Source organism: Roseateles sp. GW821-FHT09H11 (assembly GCF_059415845.1).
Genome location: NZ_JBWKOA010000007.1, coordinates 267,780 through 284,210, shown reverse-complemented (window position 1 = coordinate 284,210; position 16,431 = coordinate 267,780). Strand labels below are relative to the sequence as shown.

Annotated in this window: 16 protein-coding genes; 8 read left to right on the top strand and 8 right to left on the bottom strand. The window is 67.8% G+C overall.

The features are described from left to right. Window positions 1–93: 93 nt before the first annotated feature. From AC07PR_RS23340 to AC07PR_RS23315, 6 genes are all read right to left on the bottom strand, one after another. Window positions 94–1,332, bottom strand: a complete 1,239-nt coding sequence (locus AC07PR_RS23340) for an MFS transporter (RefSeq protein ID WP_495136728.1) — start codon at window positions 1,330–1,332, stop codon at window positions 94–96. Window positions 1,333–1,360: 28 nt separating this feature from the next. Further along, the gene (locus AC07PR_RS23335; RefSeq protein ID WP_483108527.1) at window positions 1,361–2,173 is read right to left on the bottom strand and encodes a putative hydro-lyase; all 813 of its coding nucleotides are present in this window, start codon (window positions 2,171–2,173) and stop codon (window positions 1,361–1,363) included. A 123-nt stretch (window positions 2,174–2,296) separates the two neighbouring features. Beyond that, window positions 2,297–3,241 carry a LysR family transcriptional regulator gene (locus tag AC07PR_RS23330; RefSeq protein ID WP_377158379.1) on the bottom strand — a complete coding sequence of 315 codons (945 nt, stop codon included), beginning with the start codon at window positions 3,239–3,241 and terminating at the stop codon, window positions 2,297–2,299. 94 nt (window positions 3,242–3,335) lie between these two features. Next, a complete protein-coding gene (amt, locus tag AC07PR_RS23325) occupies window positions 3,336–4,880 on the bottom strand; it encodes an ammonium transporter (RefSeq protein ID WP_377158381.1) in 1,545 nt (514 codons plus the stop codon). Window positions 4,881–5,003: 123 nt separating this feature from the next. Further along, on the bottom strand, window positions 5,004–5,342 hold the full coding sequence (gene glnK / locus AC07PR_RS23320; RefSeq protein ID WP_067279313.1) for a P-II family nitrogen regulator: 339 nt from the start codon (window positions 5,340–5,342) through the stop codon (window positions 5,004–5,006). Between the two features lie 10 nt (window positions 5,343–5,352). Further along, complete coding sequence (locus AC07PR_RS23315) at window positions 5,353–6,075, bottom strand: TorF family putative porin (protein WP_377158382.1); 723 nt, start codon at window positions 6,073–6,075, stop codon at window positions 5,353–5,355. Window positions 6,076–6,374: 299 nt separating this feature from the next. On the opposite strand from AC07PR_RS23315, the gene AC07PR_RS23310 reads away from it, so the two are divergent. The 8 genes from AC07PR_RS23310 to AC07PR_RS23275 all read left to right on the top strand — a co-directional run bounded on the left by AC07PR_RS23310 (window position 6,375) and on the right by AC07PR_RS23275 (window position 15,024). Further along, window positions 6,375–6,935: an ImmA/IrrE family metallo-endopeptidase gene (locus AC07PR_RS23310; protein WP_495136727.1), complete on the top strand. Its 561-nt coding sequence runs from the start codon at window positions 6,375–6,377 to the stop codon at window positions 6,933–6,935. 35 nt (window positions 6,936–6,970) lie between these two features. After that, window positions 6,971–7,504: a hypothetical protein gene (locus tag AC07PR_RS23305; protein WP_495136726.1), complete on the top strand. Its 534-nt coding sequence runs from the start codon at window positions 6,971–6,973 to the stop codon at window positions 7,502–7,504. A gap of 22 nt (window positions 7,505–7,526) precedes the next feature. Next, a complete protein-coding gene (locus AC07PR_RS23300) occupies window positions 7,527–9,044 on the top strand; it encodes a YifB family Mg chelatase-like AAA ATPase (RefSeq protein ID WP_495136823.1) in 1,518 nt (505 codons plus the stop codon). A 152-nt stretch (window positions 9,045–9,196) separates the two neighbouring features. Beyond that, complete coding sequence (locus AC07PR_RS23295; protein ID WP_495136725.1) at window positions 9,197–10,927, top strand: hypothetical protein; 1,731 nt, start codon at window positions 9,197–9,199, stop codon at window positions 10,925–10,927. A gap of 33 nt (window positions 10,928–10,960) precedes the next feature. Beyond that, window positions 10,961–13,336: an Ig-like domain repeat protein gene (locus tag AC07PR_RS23290; RefSeq protein WP_495136724.1), complete on the top strand. Its 2,376-nt coding sequence runs from the start codon at window positions 10,961–10,963 to the stop codon at window positions 13,334–13,336. Window positions 13,337–13,352: 16 nt separating this feature from the next. Then, complete coding sequence (locus AC07PR_RS23285) at window positions 13,353–14,360, top strand: RHS repeat-associated core domain-containing protein (protein ID WP_495136723.1); 1,008 nt, start codon at window positions 13,353–13,355, stop codon at window positions 14,358–14,360. A gap of 2 nt (window positions 14,361–14,362) precedes the next feature. Further along, window positions 14,363–14,824 (top strand): hypothetical protein, encoded by a 462-nt coding sequence (locus AC07PR_RS23280; RefSeq protein ID WP_495136722.1) that lies wholly within the window; start codon window positions 14,363–14,365, stop codon window positions 14,822–14,824. Further along, window positions 14,821–15,024 carry a hypothetical protein gene (locus AC07PR_RS23275; RefSeq protein WP_495136721.1) on the top strand — a complete coding sequence of 68 codons (204 nt, stop codon included), beginning with the start codon at window positions 14,821–14,823 and terminating at the stop codon, window positions 15,022–15,024. Before AC07PR_RS23280 ends, AC07PR_RS23275 begins: the two co-directional genes overlap by 4 nt. Before the next feature lie 105 nt (window positions 15,025–15,129). Here AC07PR_RS23275 and AC07PR_RS23270 read toward each other — a convergent pair whose 3' ends face one another. Together AC07PR_RS23270 and AC07PR_RS23265 are read right to left on the bottom strand one after the other, a co-directional pair. After that, a complete protein-coding gene (locus AC07PR_RS23270; protein WP_495136720.1) occupies window positions 15,130–15,507 on the bottom strand; it encodes a hypothetical protein in 378 nt (125 codons plus the stop codon). A gap of 192 nt (window positions 15,508–15,699) precedes the next feature. Further along, a complete protein-coding gene (locus AC07PR_RS23265) occupies window positions 15,700–16,368 on the bottom strand; it encodes a glycine zipper 2TM domain-containing protein (RefSeq protein WP_377158421.1) in 669 nt (222 codons plus the stop codon). Window positions 16,369–16,431: the final 63 nt, after the last annotated feature.

Sequence of the window (16,431 nt, the reverse complement as noted above, 5' to 3'; positions counted from 1 at the left end):
AGTCGTCGAAAGGTCGTCCGGAGGTCGCCCAGAGGTCGTCGAAAGCGCGTCGGGAGCTCGGCGTCGGCAGGTCGTCGAAGCGGCGCGGCGGGATCAGGCCGGGGCGGGAGTCAGCTCACGACCCCGGGTCTCGGGCAAGGCCAGCGCCGCGACGATCACGAGGCCGTAGCAGAGCGCCGCCATCCATCCCAAGGTCTGCCCGAGAGGGTACTGCGTGCTGAAGTGTCCGATCAGCGCGGGACAGGCCGCGCCGAACGCCCGTCCGATGTTGTAGCAAAAGCCCTGGCCCGAGCCCCGCACGTCGCTGGGGAACAGCTCCGACAGGAAGGCGCCCATGCCGGAAAAGATGCCCGAGAGGAAGAAGCCCAGCGGGAAGCCCAGCACCAGCATCAGGCTGTCGGTGATCGGCATCTGCGTGTAGGCCAGCACCAGGATGCCGCCCATCAGCGCGAACAGCATGAAGCAGCGGCGCCGGCCGATCGCGTCGCAGAGCCACGCGCTCGTCAGGTAACCGGCGAAGGAGCCCGCGATCAGCACCAGCAGGTAGCCGCTGGTGCCCAGCACCGACAGGTGGCGCTCGGTCTTGAGGAAAGTCGGCAGCCAGGTCGTCACCGAGTAGTACGCGCCCTGCATGCCGGTGGCCAGCACGCTGGCGAGCACCGTGTTGCGCAGCAGTTCTGGCGAGAAGATCCGCAGGAAGTTCGCGCGCTCGCCGCGGGCCTTGGCGCGCGCCTGCTCAGCCAGGTAGACCGGCGGCTCGTCAAGATTGCGGCGGATGTAGAGGATCAGCAGCGCCGGCAGGATGCCGATCCAGAAGAGCACCTTCCACGCGGTCTCCGGCGGCAGCACCGAGTACAGCCCCCAGAACGCCAGCGCCGACGCCGCCCAGCCGATGGCCCAGCTGCTCTGCACCAGGCCGGCGGCCTTGCCGCGATGTTTCGACTTGATCGTCTCGGCGATCAGCACCGAGCCGACGGCCCACTCGCCGCCCATGCCGAAGCCCTGCATCGCGCGGGTGAAGAAGAGCTGCTCGAACGAGGTCGTGAATCCGCTGAGGAACGTGAACAGCGCGAACCACAGCACCGTCCACTGCAGCACGCGGACACGGCCGAAGCGGTCCGCGAGGACCCCGGCCGCCCAGCCGCCGACCGCCGAGGTCAGCAGCGCGCCGGTGGCGATCGCGCCGGCCTGTCCCTTGCTCATGCCCCAGGCCGCGATCAGCGTGGGGATCAGGAAGGTGTAGATCATGTAGTCGAAGCCGTCGACGGCGTAGCCGGCGAAAGTCGCGGTGAGCGTGCGCCGTTCGGTCGGCGTGGTGTCTCTGAGCCACATGGTGTCGTTCCTTGTTGTTGGACCGCGATCAGGCCGCGATGAGATCGCGGTTCAGGAGGTCGGTGACGAGCATGTGCCCCGGCGCATGCGTGATGCAGAACGGCGGACGGGCCGTCGCGATCGCCGATTGCGGCGTGACGCCGCAGGCCCAGAACACCGGGAGCTCGCCGTCCCGGATGTCGACGGCGTCGCCGTAGTCGGGGCTGGCGATGTCGTGGATGCCGATGCGCGACGGATCGCCCAGGTGCAGCGGCGCGCCGTGCACCTGCGGCAGCTTCGACGTGATCTGCACCGCGCGGATCGCATCGGCGGCGGTCAGCGGCCGCATCGACACGACGGTCGGTCCGCGGAAGACGCCGGCCGGCGCGGTCTCGATGCTGGTGCGGTACATCGCGACGTTGCGGCGCTGCTCGACGTGACGCAGCGGAATGCCCTCGGCCAGCAGCGCGTGCTCGAACGAGAACGAACAGCCGATGACGAAGGCGACCAGGTCGTCGCGCCACCAGCGCGTCACGTCGGCGGGCTCGTCGACGAGTTCACCGTCCCGCCACACGCGGTAGCGCGGCACGTCGGTGCGCAGGTCCAGGTCGACGCCGAGCGCGGCGAGCGTCGGATCCCCAGGCTCGGTCACGCCGAGCAGCGGGCAGGCCTGCGGGTTCAGCGCGCAGTAGCGGCGGAAGTCCGCGGCCAGCGCCGCCGGCAGGATGGCGAGATTCGCCTGCACGAACTCGCTGGCCAGGCCGCTGGTGTGGCCGGTGAAACCGCCGCGACGCGCGGCGAGTCGGACGTCGAGCGCGCTGGAGGACGCGTCGAGATCGAGGGAATCGGTCGGGTGGCTCATGGCGGGATCGCGAAGGCTGTCTGACGATGCGGCGGATTGTGGAAGCCGCCCGGCCTCGCGATCCAACGGAAATTTTCCGCCTCGCCTCATCGATTTTTTCGATGAGCCCAGCAGTGCTTCCGCTTAGCGCGGGGTCGACGTTCCGGCCATGCGGGGTTTCCCGGAAGCCCGCGCCGCGCGCTGCTGCCGCGCGACGAAGTCCAGCGCGGAGTCGAGCACCGTCTCGGTGAGCTGCGAGCTCGGATCCTCGCGGTAGCTCGCGTGGATGGGCAGCGCCACCAGGTCGGTGTCGCTGCGCAGCACGCGCAGCGAGAGCCGCTTCGCCAGCTGCTCCGCCACCGCCACCGGCAGCGTGGCGATGCCGAAGCCCCCCTCCACCAGCTGCACCATCGCGGAGATCGACGAGATCGCGTGCACGCGCGGCAGCGGCAGGCCGGATTCCTGGAACATCTGCAGCAGCGCCTGGTGCGGCTGCGAGCCGCGCTGGAAGGTCAGCAGGTCGTGGCCCGCCAGGTCCGACAGCCCGTAGCGGCGCTTCGTGTGCAGGTCCGACCGGCCGACGAAACCCATCGGCATCGACGCCATCGCCCGCGTGCGCACGCCGCCGGCGTCCGCCGCGGGGATCGCCGCGAAGACCAGGTCCTGCGCGCCCCGCCGCACCTGATCGACCAGCACCGGCGAGGTCTCCACCGTCAGCTCGAGCTCGAAGTCCGGATTCGCCGCGCGCATCTCCTGCAGCCAGCCGGTGAGCCAGCTGTGCACCACCGACTCGATCGCGCCGATGCGCAGCACCACGGGCCGCCCCGCGCCGCCGGCGCCGCCCATCTCCTCCTTCACCTGCCGCTGCACGTCGAGCAGGCGCTGCGCCAGCGTCTGGAAACGCTGGCCGGCCACGGTCAGACGGAACTGCTTGTCGCGACGGTCCAGCAGCACCACGCCGAGTTCCTCCTCCAGCGACGCGATGCGGCTGGACAGCGCGGACTGCGTGATGTGCAGCTTCTCCGCCGCGCGCGTGACGCTGCGCAGCGAGGCGGCCCAGTGGAAGGCTTCGACAAAGCGGAGGTTCATGGCGGCGGATTATGGGGATGCACCGACGAAAAAAAGCCGCCCCGAGGGGCGGCTTTGAGCATTGCAGGAGACTGGAGATCTACTTCTCGAATGCTTACTTGTGATACGCGGTTTCGCCGTGCGACGCGATGTCCAGGCCCTCGCGCTCTTCCTCTTCGGAGACGCGCAGACCGATCACCAGGTCGACCACCTTGAACGCGATCACCGAGACCACGCCCGACCACACGATGGTCAGCAGGACGGCCTTGAGCTGCGTGAAGACCTGCGAGCCGATCGAGTAGGCGTCCGGCGCGATCGTCGCGGCGGTCACCCAGTCGCCGACGGCCGAGGGGCCGCCCAGGCTCGGGGAGTTGAAGACACCGGTCAGCAGCGCGCCGACGATACCGCCCACGCCGTGGACGCCGAAGACGTCCAACGAGTCGTCCGCGCCCAGCAGCTTCTTCAGGCCCGACACGCCCCACAGGCAGGCGAAGCCGGCGACCAGGCCGATCACCAGACCGCCGCCGATGCCGACGTTGCCGGCAGCCGGCGTGATCGCGACCAGACCGGCCACGGCGCCCGACGCGGCACCCAGCATCGAGGCCTTGCCCTTGAGCAGCGCTTCACCGACGCACCAGGCCAGCACCGCGGCGGCGGTGGCGAACAGCGTGTTGATGAAGGCCAGCGCGGCGAAGCCGTTGGCTTCCAGCGCGGAACCGGCGTTGAAGCCGAACCAGCCCACCCACAGCAGCGAGGCACCGACCATCGTCAGCGTCAGGCTGTGCGGCGTGAACGCTTCCTTGCCGTAGCCGATGCGCTTGCCGACCATGAAGGCACCGACGATGCCCGCGACGGCGGCGTTGATGTGCACCACGGTGCCGCCGGCGAAGTCCAGCGCGCCCCATTGCCAGATCAGGCCGGCCTTGCTGTTCATCTCATCGACGACCGCCGCCGAGGCATAGGCGTCCGGACCCATCCAGAACCAGACCATGTGGGCCATCGGCGCGTAGCTGAAGGTGAACCAGAGGACCATGAACAGCAGCACCGCGCTGAACTTGATGCGCTCGGCGAAGGCGCCGACGATCAGGCAGCAGGTGATGCCGGCGAAGGTGGCCTGGAACGCGGCGAACACGATCTCGGGGATGTAGACGCCCTTGCTGAAGGTCGCCGCCGGCGCGAAGGTGCCGGCCACGTTGTCCCAGATGCCCTTCATGAACAGCCGGTCGAAACCGCCGACGAACTTGTTGCCCTCGGTGAACGCCAGGCTGTAGCCGTACAGGGCCCACAGCACGAGGATCAGCGAGAAGGTCACCATCACCTGCATCAGCACCGACAGCATGTTCTTGCTGCGGACCAGGCCGCCGTAGAACAGCGCCAGGCCGGGAACGGTCATGAGGATCACCAGCAGGGTGGAGACCATCATCCAGGTGGTATCGCCCTTGTTGGGGACCGGCGCGGGCGCGGCGGCGGCCGAGGCGGCGTCGGCGGGGGCCGAGGCGGCGGGCGCGGCGGCCACCGGCGCCGTCGGCGCGGGGGCCTGGGCGGTCGTCTCGCTGGCGACGGCGGCGGGCGCGGAGGCCGCATCCTGCGCCATGGCCGCGGGGGCCAGGCTGGTGAAGGCTGCCGCGGCCAAGGCCAGGCAGGCGAGTAGTTTCTTCATGATCGGGACTCTCTTCGTTGGATCTTGATCGGCGCACGCGCGGAACTGCTGCGCGCGGGGACGGCGAAGGACTGCTGCGGAGTGCGCGGCCTCCCTCGGGGGCCGCGGCGGATCAGGGGGCGATCAGAGGGCGTCCTGCCCGGTCTCGCCGGTACGGATGCGGATCACCTGGTCCAGCGGGGAGACGAAGATCTTGCCGTCCCCGATCTTGCCGGTGCGGGCGGCGTTCTCGATCGCCTCGATGACCTGCTCGACCACGGTATCGGAGACCGCGGCCTCGATCTTCACCTTGGGCAGGAAGTCGACGACGTACTCCGCGCCGCGGTACAGCTCGGTGTGGCCCTTCTGGCGGCCGAAGCCCTTGACCTCGGTGACGGTCAGCCCCTGGACGCCGATGGCGCTCAGCGCCTCGCGCACTTCATCCAGCTTGAAGGGCTTGATGACGGCAGTGATCAGTTTCATGCGTAGCTCCTCAGAAGACCTTCTTGACGGACACGACCACACCGTTCTTGCCCAGGTCCTTGCCCTTGCCGCCGATGTAGTTGTCGGTGTTGGTGGCGACGAAGCCGGCGCCGAAGGTGAAGCCGGACCAGTCCTTGTTCACCGTGAGCGAGTAGTCCGTGTAGCTGAAGTCACCGTTGTTCTTGACCTTCTGGTGACCAATGTGCGGGGTCAGGGTGAAGCCGCCGCCGACGTCGAAGGTGGCGCTCAGGTCGAGGTAGCCGCTCTGCTTGGAATCGGCGAAACCGAACAGGTTGCTGATCGAGTGCGAGTACTTCAGCGTGGCGGGACCGAAGGACACCGCGCCGTACAGCTCGTTGGTGTTGGCGCTGGTGGGCAGGTCGTTGCCGGGGTAGTTGTAGCGCAGGAAACCGACGTCGACGGTGACGCCGCCGCCGACCTCGGTCTTGTAGCCGGCGTAGGTGTCGATCTCGATGTCGGCGTCGCCGCCGCCGTCCTTGATCCACTTGATGGTCGAGGCCCAGGCGCCGATGTAGAAGCCGCTCGAATGGGCGTAATCGACACCGCCTTGCAGGGCGGGCTTGAGGCGGGTCTGCGAGATCCCGCGATAGCGGTAGTCGGAGGTGACGCTGACGTTGAAGGACAGCGGGTTGGCCTCCTGCGCCAGCGCCGGGAGGGCGATGGCGGCGATGGCGGCGACGGCTGCGGCGCGGACGACGGCGATGGGATTCATGCGCGGGGGCTCCTGATTGTTTGGGGCGACTCTGGGCGACTGCTTCCGGACGTGGCTTTGCAGCTTTTGTGCCAAGCGGGCCTTGGCGAGTCCCTTCCCCCATGAAGGGGCCCCATTCCGGCTCACATCGCCACGAACGGTTGCCGATCACGCCCCGTCAAGCGTCAAAGCGCACCAAATGCATGCACAAGCGGGGGAGTGGTTAACCCTGGAAACGCCCCAACAGGGTGCTAGGCGTGAAATCGTTCGCTGCGGACACTGCGGAGCTCATGAACCGAATGGGTGCGGAAGGAATGCAGATGCAAGGCAACGGATCGAACGAGAGGTCGAACGGCGAATCGAGCGGCGAATCGAGCAACGTGACGGTGCGGTGGCCGGCGGACCTGTCGCACCTGCGGCCGGAGGACGCGGCGGAGTGGGTGGTGGCGCGGTACGGCGATGGCGCGATGCCGATCCTTCCGGAGAAGATTGCCGAGCAGATGGGGATCCGTGTGTGTGCCCTGGCTGATCACCATCGCCATTCGGTGTACGCGGGTCCGGACGGTGGACTGCGGATCGTGATCGACACGAACGGCAGCAACCATCGCAAGCGTTTCGCGGTGGCTCATGGCCTGGGGCATATCCTGCTGCGTCACGAGCATCCGCCGCTGGAGGCGTGGAACTCGTTCGGAAACCACCCACCCGACCCGCGGGACCATGCGGCCAACATGTTCGCGGCCAGTCTGCTCGTGCCCACCGAGAAGCTGCGGTGGTGCGTCACGAGCGGCTGGATGAGAAACGTCGACCACATCGTCAAGACGCTCTGGGTTCCATTGGAACTCCTCGAATTCCGATACCAACAGCTGCTCCGACGTCGTTGACTCGATGACGCCGCCTGCTGCTCAAGGAGCTGCAAATGTCCCAACTTCCCTCGGAGCACGCACCGGACCGACAAGGGGAGGCGGAGGCCGCGATCACACCCGAGATCCCGCTTCTCCGCGTCTCTGACGACTCGATCGAAGCGCGCGCCCGCATGTGCTTCCGCGCGTTGTCGCTGTGCCTCGCCGCCATGGTGCTAATCCTCACCACACTCGGCCTCCACGCCGTGATATCCGGCTTTGTCAGCGATGTGCATGCCGGGCAGTACGACGCTCCACATGCGACACCCGCGAGCCTCGACACGGCGACCGACGTGGACGCCACCAACGGTTCACCGGCCCAAGCCTGGCCGCACGCCGTCGTTGCCGTGATCTCGATCCTGTTGATTGGCGAGGTTGTCCTGGCGATCGGACTGGTCCGCGCAACGTTCTCGATGAAGGTCAATACGGATGTGCCTTCAACGCCCGAGAAAGAGACCTCCTCCGCAGGCGGCGGTCTTCCCGGCATCGAGCTGCTCAAAGCCGCGACAGACACCATTGAGATGGTGCTCAAGGGCCTGCCCAAACGCTGACGCTGGGCGACGTCACATGGCGATGTCCCTCTCCATCATCCACAGCCGCGCGCTGGACGGCCTATCCGCCGCGGCCGTTGAAGTCGAGGTCCATCTGGCCAACGGGCTGCCGAGCTTCACCTTGGTCGGTCTCGCAGACCTGGAGGTCAAGGAGTCCCGCGAGCGCGTGCGCGCCGCGTTGCAGAGCAGCGGGCTGGAGTTCCCCGCGAACAAGCGCATCACGGTCAATCTGTCCCCGGCCGACCTGCCGAAGGAAGGCGCGCGCTTCGACCTGCCGATCGCGCTCGGGCTGCTTGCGGCGAGCGGGCAGATCGACGCGGACATGCTCGCGAACATCGAATGCGCGGGCGAGCTCGGTCTGTCCGGTGAACTGCGGCCGGTCAAGGGCGCGCTGGCGATGGCGCTCGCGCTGCGCGCCGCCAAGCTCGATCGGGAACTGGTCCTGCCGCGCGGCTGTGCCGACGAGGCAGCGCTGGTGCAAGGCCTGGTGGTGCGGGAAGCGGCACACCTGCTCGACCTCGTGAATGCGCTGCAAGCCCGCAGCGAAGCGCCCTTGCCTCGCGTGCAGCGCGATCCGCCGCCGCGCGGCGAGACGCCGCTCGACCTGCGCGACATCAAGGGCCAGACCGGGCCGAAGCGCGCCCTGGAGATCGCCGCGGCAGGCGCATTGAGCATCCTCCTGGTCGGCCCGCCGGGTACCGGCAAATCGATGCTCGCGCAGCGGCTGCCGACGCTGCTGCCGCCCTTGTCGGAGTCCGAGGCGCTGGAGTCCGCCGCGCTGCTCAGCGCCAACGGCCAGTTCCGCCCGTCGATGTGGGCGCAACGCGCCTTCCGCGCGCCGCATCACAGCGCCTCGTCCGCCGCGATGATCGGCGGCGGGTCGCCGCCGCGGCCCGGCGAGATCACCCTCGCCCAGCACGGCGTGCTCTTTCTCGACGAGCTGCCGGAGTTCCAGCGCATGTCGCTCGAAGCCCTGCGCGAGCCGCTCGAGACCGGCCGCGTCCACATCTCGCGCTCGGCGCATCAAGCGGAGTTCCCGGCGCGCTTCCAGCTGGTCGCGGCGATGAACCCCTGCCCGTGCGGACACCTCGGCAATCCGACCAAGGCCTGCCGATGCTCCCCGGATCAGGTCACGCGTTATCAGAACCGCCTGTCAGGTCCGCTGCTGGATCGCATCGACCTGACGGTGGAGGTGCCGGTGCTGCCGCCCGCGATCCTGTCGGCGGCCGCGGACGGCGAGACCAGCGCTGCCGTTGCCGCCCGCGTGGCCGCAGCCCGTGATCGCGCCATCCGCCGGCAGGGATGCACCAACGGACTGCTCGGCGCGGGACAACTGGACCGGCATCTCGCCATGGCGCCGGAAGCCGAAGCGATGCTGCATCGTGCCGCGGCGCGGCTGGCCTGGTCCGCGCGCAGCTTCCATCGAGTGATGCGCATCGCGCGCACTGTCGCCGACCTGGCGGAGAGTGACGCCATCACGGCATCGCATGTCTCCGAAGCGATCCAGTGGCGCCGCGCGCTGTCCGGCCGCGAGAGCTGACGTCATCGTGCGGATCGACGACTCGCCGGTGGGCGGCGGTGTCGTCAACCTGTCATCGTTCCTCAGTAAAAAGCCGTCCCAGAACAAGACTGGCCGCCGCCCGACTCCATCGCAAGGACGACGAATCGCGGCCTGTTTCGAGGGAGTTCCAGATGCATGTCTCCACCGCAGTCGCGGGCCTGTCGGCCCTCGCGATGGTTGCGCTCGCCGCGCATGCCCAGACCGTCGAGGTCCCCGAGCAACGCGGCAACAACGATGAGAACCGGGCCTACATGGGCGATATCGTGAAGAGCGATATCGATCCCTATTCCGGGAACCTGCGCCTTGTCTACAAGGACGTCGACCTGCCGGGCACCGGCGGACTGGCCATCCAGGTGCACCGCGTCTACGACGTCCAGTCCATCGCGCACTTCCCGCGCCTGCGCATCGCCAACATGGCGTCGACCCGCTGGGCGGGCCTGGGGTTCGGCTGGCAGTTGAGGGTCGCGCCGCGCGTGGTGATCAGCGGGGCCAAGGATCCTGAGAACTGGCAGACCTATCCGGGCGGCTCGCCGAAGCTGCCGGACGGCAACTACCCATGGTGCCAAAAGGCGTACGCGCACACCGACGGTGTGACCTTCCGGCTTGAGCTGCCCGACGGCACCGCCGAACAGATGGCGACGTCGCAGTCGTTCAACATGGTCACGCCGTCCAACTGGTCGGCGTCCTGTACCTTGGTCAACGGCACCTACAAGTACACGCTGCGGTCGCCAGCGGGCATCCGCTATGACCTGGGGGCCAACTTCTACGTCACGGAGGCGGCCCCGCAATCGAACGTGACGCCGAGCGAACTGGTGCTCACGCCGACCACGCAGACCGACCTGTCGGGCAACACGCTCACCTACACCTACGCCGGCTCGACCTTCACCGGCCTGACCAACGGCACGCCGTTCCCGCAGACGATCACCGCCAGCGACGGCCGGAAGATCACCTTCGCCTACAACATGCCGACCGATGGCAAACCGCCGTCGCTGACCAGCATCACCGGGCCCCGCTTCACGCGGAACTACACCTACGCCTTCCTCGCCGCGCCGCCGTGGGCGTCGCTGAGCGCGGACTACGGCCACTACACGCTGACCGGCGCGCAGCGGGCCGATGGTTCGTGGTGGCGCTACACCTACTCGCCGGTCCAGGCCGAGGCGGCACCCGATCGGGTGATCAGCCATCTCCTGCAGTCGGTGCAGTTCCCCTTCGGCGGATCGAAGACCTATCAGTACGCGTTGTCCCAGCCCTATGCGAAATGCCTGCAGGCACCGGGCACCGAGCCGCTGCAATCGTCGATCCAGGTGCGCTCGATGGACGCGAGCGACGGCGACTTCGAACATCTCTCCCATGCGCCCGCGCTTCGCGGCGGCGATCTCGACGTCACCACGGTCGAGACGCCGGCCGCCACGAAGACCTACAGCTTCATCGGACCGAGCTATTTCCTCCCCGCTTCGGAAGGGTCTCCCAGCCTGACCAAGCCCATGACCTGCGTCGATACCCCGGGCGGCGACAGCCTCGGCACGCTGGTGCGGATGGCGGTGGGCTCGCGCTACAGCGAAACCTCCGTGTGGGGCAGTCGGCCGTTGAACAACCGCAACAACCGCGTCATCTACTCGCGGATGCAGCTGCGGGATCTACCCGGCGGCAGCACATCGATCCTGCTGTCGAAAGTGGTGTCGCAAGACGGCCTGGAGTACCGGACCGAGTACTCGGATTTCGACGGCTTCGGCAATCCCGGCACCGTGACCGAGACCGGCCCCGGCGGCACCACGCGCCGCACGACGCGGCGGTATCTCAACGACACGACCTTGAACATCATTGGTCAGCCGATCGGGATCGACGTCACGAACGCGCCCTGACCCAGAGCCTGCCGACCCATCGACGAGCACCGCATGAACACCCTTCCCTACGCAAAGACAGCCGTCCGCGCGGCCGGCGGCCTGCTGATCGGCGCCGCCGTGGCAACCGGGGTCCACGCCCAGAGCACCACCTCGCTCACCCGGGAATACGTTCCCGGGACCACGCTGGTGCGTAGCGAGACCCGCGACGGCGTCGCCCGGACCTACACCTACACGGCCGCCGGGGACGTCGAGACGATGACCGACGCGCTCGGCATCGTCACGCGCTACGGCAACTACAAGCTGGGTATCGCCCGCACCGAGACACGGGCGGAAGGCCGGCCCGAACAGGTCGCGATCACGCGCGAGGTGGACGATCTCGGCTGCATCACCGCCGAGACCGATGGCGAGGGCGATCGCACCCTGTATGAGCGTGACGCGCTGTGCCGCCCGATCACCATCACGCCCGCACGCGAAGGCGCCAACCGGACGGTCATCGTCCACGCACTGCGCACGCCCACGACGCCGGAAACCGAGACCACCACGCGGGGCGCGTTGGTCGAGCTGCGGGTCTACGACGACTTCGGCCGCATGATCGAGCACACCCGGGGCGGCGTGCGCCGCACCTGGGCGTTCGACGCCGTAGGCCGCACCCGTTTCGCGTCCCTGCCCTATGACGCCGGCGGCCCCTCGGCGGGCGGCGACACCTTCACCTACGACGAACGGGACCGCCTGCTGCGCACGGACCATGCCGACGGCACGACCAGCCTGCGCAACTACGTCGCCGCCGGCGGCAAGCCGCAGATCGAACTCACCGACGAACGCGGCAACGTGGTCCGGCACACCTTCCGCGCGTACGGCGGCCCGGAGAGCGCGGAGCTGATGAGCATCGGCACGCCGGTGCCTTCGACCGACATCGCGATGGAGCGCAACGTGCGCGGTCAGGTGACCCGGGTCGTGCAAGGCGGACTCACGCGCACCTACGCCTACAACGAGCGCTTCCAGCTGACGACGGTGGTCAATCCGGAGACAGGCACCACGACCTACGGCCGCGACGCGCTCGGCAACATGACCTCGGTCCAGGTCGCCGGCTCGGGCGTCACCGGCTTCGACTACGACGGCCTGGGTCAGGCGGTCGCGATCCGGTATCCGGACGCCGCGAGGAACGTCGTCCAGACCTGGTTCAAGGACGGCAAGCGCAAGACCGCCCAGAACGGCACGACGACGCTGAGCTGGCGCTACGACGCGGATGGCAACCTGATCCAGGAGACGCTGAGCGTGGGCGGCCAGGAGTTCGTGGCCGCCTACGGCTACGACGCCAACGACGAACTCAGCAGCATCGCCTATCCGAAGAAGGGGACGGTGATCGATCTGGCGCCCGACGTCCTGGGACGGCCCACCCGCGTGGGTCCTTATCTCAGCGCCGTGGTTTATCACGCGAGCGGCCTGGTCGCGTCGATGACCTATGCCAACGGCGTGCGCACGACCGTCACCCCCGACTCGCGCCAGCGGCCGCAGGCCGTGAGCGCGGGCAGGAACGGCGGCAACGGCTACGTGGGCCTGGCGATGGTCTACGACGGCACGGGCAACGTGACGTCGGTGGCAGACAGCGCCAACCCAGTCAACGATCGAGGCTACGGCTACGACGGCGTCGACCGGCTGACCGACGTGGTCGCGGGCGGCGTCAGCTATCCGGTGAGCTACGACGGCGCGGGCAACATCACGCAGCAGAACTTCGGCGGTCGGCTGGACTACAGCTACGACGCGGCCACGAACCGGCTGCTGAGCACGACAGGCCAGAAGATCGGCAGCTACGGCTACGACGTGCGCGGCAACATCACGTCGGACGGCAGCATCGCCTTCCAGTACGACGACAGCTCGCGACTGCGATGTGCCCGTTGCGGCACGGCCGCCCAGATCGACTACGACTACGACGCGCTGGGCAAGCGGGTGAGCCGCACGAAGGACGGCCAGGTGTCCTACCGGGTCCACAGCACGTCGGGCGACCTGTTGATGGAGTTCAGTCCGGCCGCCAACACGCGGCAGGAACACGTTTACCTGCGCGGCCAGAAGATCGCCACGCGGAGCGAGGGCGCCTATTTCCCCACCAGCGTCGGCCTGACCGCCAGCGCGGCGTCGATCGATCCGGGACAGGCGGTCACGCTGACGGCGACCCTGAGCGGCGGACGCACGCCGGACGGTCGCATCGATTTCTACGACAACGGCACGCTGATCGGCACGGCGTCGGTGGTCAACGGCGTCGCCACCTTCACGACGGCCGCATTGCCCTTCGGCAACCACAACTTCACGGCGTCGTACGGCGGTGACGGCGCGAACGCGGTCAGTAGCACCGCGGTCGCGACGCGCGTGGCCTCCGGGCCGGTGGATGCGGTCATGAGCGCCATCCTCTCGATCCTGCTGGACGACTGAGACAGGGAGCACAAGAGTGTCGACACACGCATCGGCCGCACGCACGGCCTCGAATCCGGCGGCTCCGGCCAGACGTCTGCTCCACTGGGCGCTAGCCCTGCTGGCGCTGGTCACGCTCGCGCTCGGACTGCAGTCCGCGGCGCGGGCGCAGACGATCACCTACTTCCACAACGACACGGCGGGCTCGCCGGTCGCGGCCACCAACGAGGCCGGCGACCTGCTGTGGCGAGAGAGCTACCGGCCCTACGGGGATCGAATCCTCAAGCCGGCCACCGCCAACACGCAGTGGTTCCACGGCAAACAGCAGGATCCGGACACCGGCCTGGAGGACTTCGGCGCGCGCAACTACGACCCGGTGCTGGGGCGCTTCCTGTCGATCGATCCGGTGGATTTCACCGACAAGAACATCCACTCCTTCAACCGCTACACCTACGGCAACAACAACCCGCTGAAGTACAAGGACCCGGACGGCAACTCGCCGCTGGACATCGGATTCCTGGCGTATGACGTCATCAAGTTCGGCGTCGCGGTGTACACGGGCGTCGGCGTCGGCGGTGCCGCCATCGAGGTCGCGATCAGCATCGCGGGCGTGGCCAGTCCGATCCCGGGTACCGGTCAGGTGCTCAAGGGTCTGCGCACGGCTGAGCGTGTCGCCGAAGGGGTCCGTGCGGCGGAGAAGGCGGGTGAGACCGGCGTCAAGGCCGAACGTACCTTCCAGACTTATACGAAGACGAACGCGAAAACGGGCGAGATCTATACCGGAAAGACCAGCGGGCTCGGCACGCCGGCGGAAAATGTGGCCAAGCGTGACAGCGGGCATCACATGACCAAGAAGGGGTTCGGCCCTGCTGTGCTGGACAAGTCGTCCAAGAACGAGGCCGCGATCCGCGGCCGCGAGCAGATCGGGATTGAAGCCAACGGCGGCGCGAAATCGGTGGGGGGCACGTCGGGCAATGCCATCAACGGTATCTCGCCCAAGAACGTCAACCGGGAGTTCTATATGAGCGAAGGCGGCAAACTCTAGGTATGAACAAGAGAAAACCTCCCGAAGGCAGCTTCCTCAGAATCGACCTCGGCGATCTGCATTGCGCCGTTGCCAGGGTGTTGCCCAACATGCAGGTGGCTGTCTACGGCCGCAGGACAGCGTGCGAAGACCTGCCGAAGCTAACGTCGCTGTCCGCCGATGACGTGCTGTTCATCTCCACGGTCATGAAGGCCGCGCTGCTGAAATGGGATGTGATCGGCAGGGAGCCACTTGAACCGGCGCTGGTCGGACCGTTCGACTACTTCATGCAGGATCAGCTCGACGGCAGTTTCAGCATCTATCGGAGCGACACAGGAGAGACACGCCCCGCCACCGACGAGGAGTGTCACTCGCTGGAGCGGATGGCCGTCTGGGAAGCGGAACACGTTGAAGACCGTCTGCGCGACCATTTTGCGGGCCGACCTAACGCCTGGTTGGAGCAATTGAAGCCGGCGCCCCGATGAACAGCGAATCCTTCGTGCGTGCCGTCGAGCAGCACATCGTGAACGCCGCGATCGAAGACATGCTCGAGGAACTGAAGCAGCCGACCGGCCGGCGCGTACCGCCTGAGATCCAGGCTCGCACGGACTGGTACAACGGCCTGCCCGCTGAGGCGCGCGACGAACATGTGGGGTCGCCGATGGCGGACAGCGGACATGGCTGAATCCGGACTCGATCAGCCTGCACGAGTTCCTGACCTTGCGTCGTTGAATCAACGTGCGGCCCCCCGCAGAGCTCGATGCATGACACGGGGGCGTCCGCGCCCCGGTCAATCCTCGTTCGGATCGATCTGGGACAGCCGGCAGTAGCCGCCGGAGGTCGGCGGATCGACGTAGAACACGCCGGACTTCTTGCCCGTCGACCACATGAGCAAGGTCGTCGCCATCAGCGCCTTGTCCTCCGTGGCCACCAGCATCCATGCGAAGGGTGTCCCGTCGCAGATCGTCGGGCGGGCCGCGTCCAGCCGGATCAGGACGCCCTGACGCGTGGCGGTGAGGTCGATGATGCGACCGTTCGCATACGTCGTCTGTGCCGCTGCCGTCAGTGGCAGCACGAGCGCACTCGCCAGCACCGCGGCACCGAGGCCGACCCGTTGAACGAGGCGCCGCGCCGACCCGGCACGGACTGTCGAGATCGTGTTTGCCATGAATCCTCCCTGACGAGCCTGACGCAGGCTCCTTGTTGTGGTCTTGATCGGCGCGACCCGTCCGCGCCGGGGGGCGATTCTAGGAGCCGATCTGCACTGTTTTCATGGCGAAAGCCTGCTTCGAAAACGACAACGCCGACCCGCAGGTCGGCGTTGATCGCAACACCAGGCAGACCGCCCGGGACGCAGCGTTTACTGGCGGATCAGCTGACCGTCGCTCACGCGCACGATGTCGCCGTTCTGCACACCCGGGTCGTGGCTGAACGTCATCGTGCGGTTGCTCTGGTCGGCGTTGCGCATCTTGACCACCCACACGGTGGTGCTGCGCTGGCGCTTCTCGATCTCGTTGCCGGCGTAGCCGCCCGCGACCGCACCGCCGACCGTGGCGATCTTCTTGCCCGTGCCGCCGCCGACCGCGCTGCCCAGCAGGCCGCCGACCACCGCGCCGCCAACGACGCCGATGCCCGTGCCCTGGCCTTCACGCGCCTCGGTACGGACCGACAGCACCGTCGCGCAGGATGCGCACAGGCGGGACTCGGTCTGGCCCGCGCCGGACGTGCCGGCGTTGTCCGCATAGCCGGTCGAACCGCCGTCGCGCGGCGCCTGCTGCTGCGCGACGCGGCGCGAGTCGTTGGCCGGACGCTGCTGGACGGCGTCATCGCCGGAGCGGCGGGCCGCCCGGGCCTCGTCCGCGGCGTTGGCGCCATTGCGGTCGACGATGTTGCCTTGCTGCTCGGTCGCCGCCACCGGCGAGTCCGGCAAGGTCGGCGCGGCCTGCCGGCCCGCGAAGAAGGCCGCCACGACCAGCACGGTCGCCCCAACGGCCCCAGCCGCGATCTTCTGATTGGTATTCAACGCCATGATTCACCTCTTATGGTTTTCCCCTATCTCGGGGGATGAGCGAAGAATGCCACGCTGTTACAA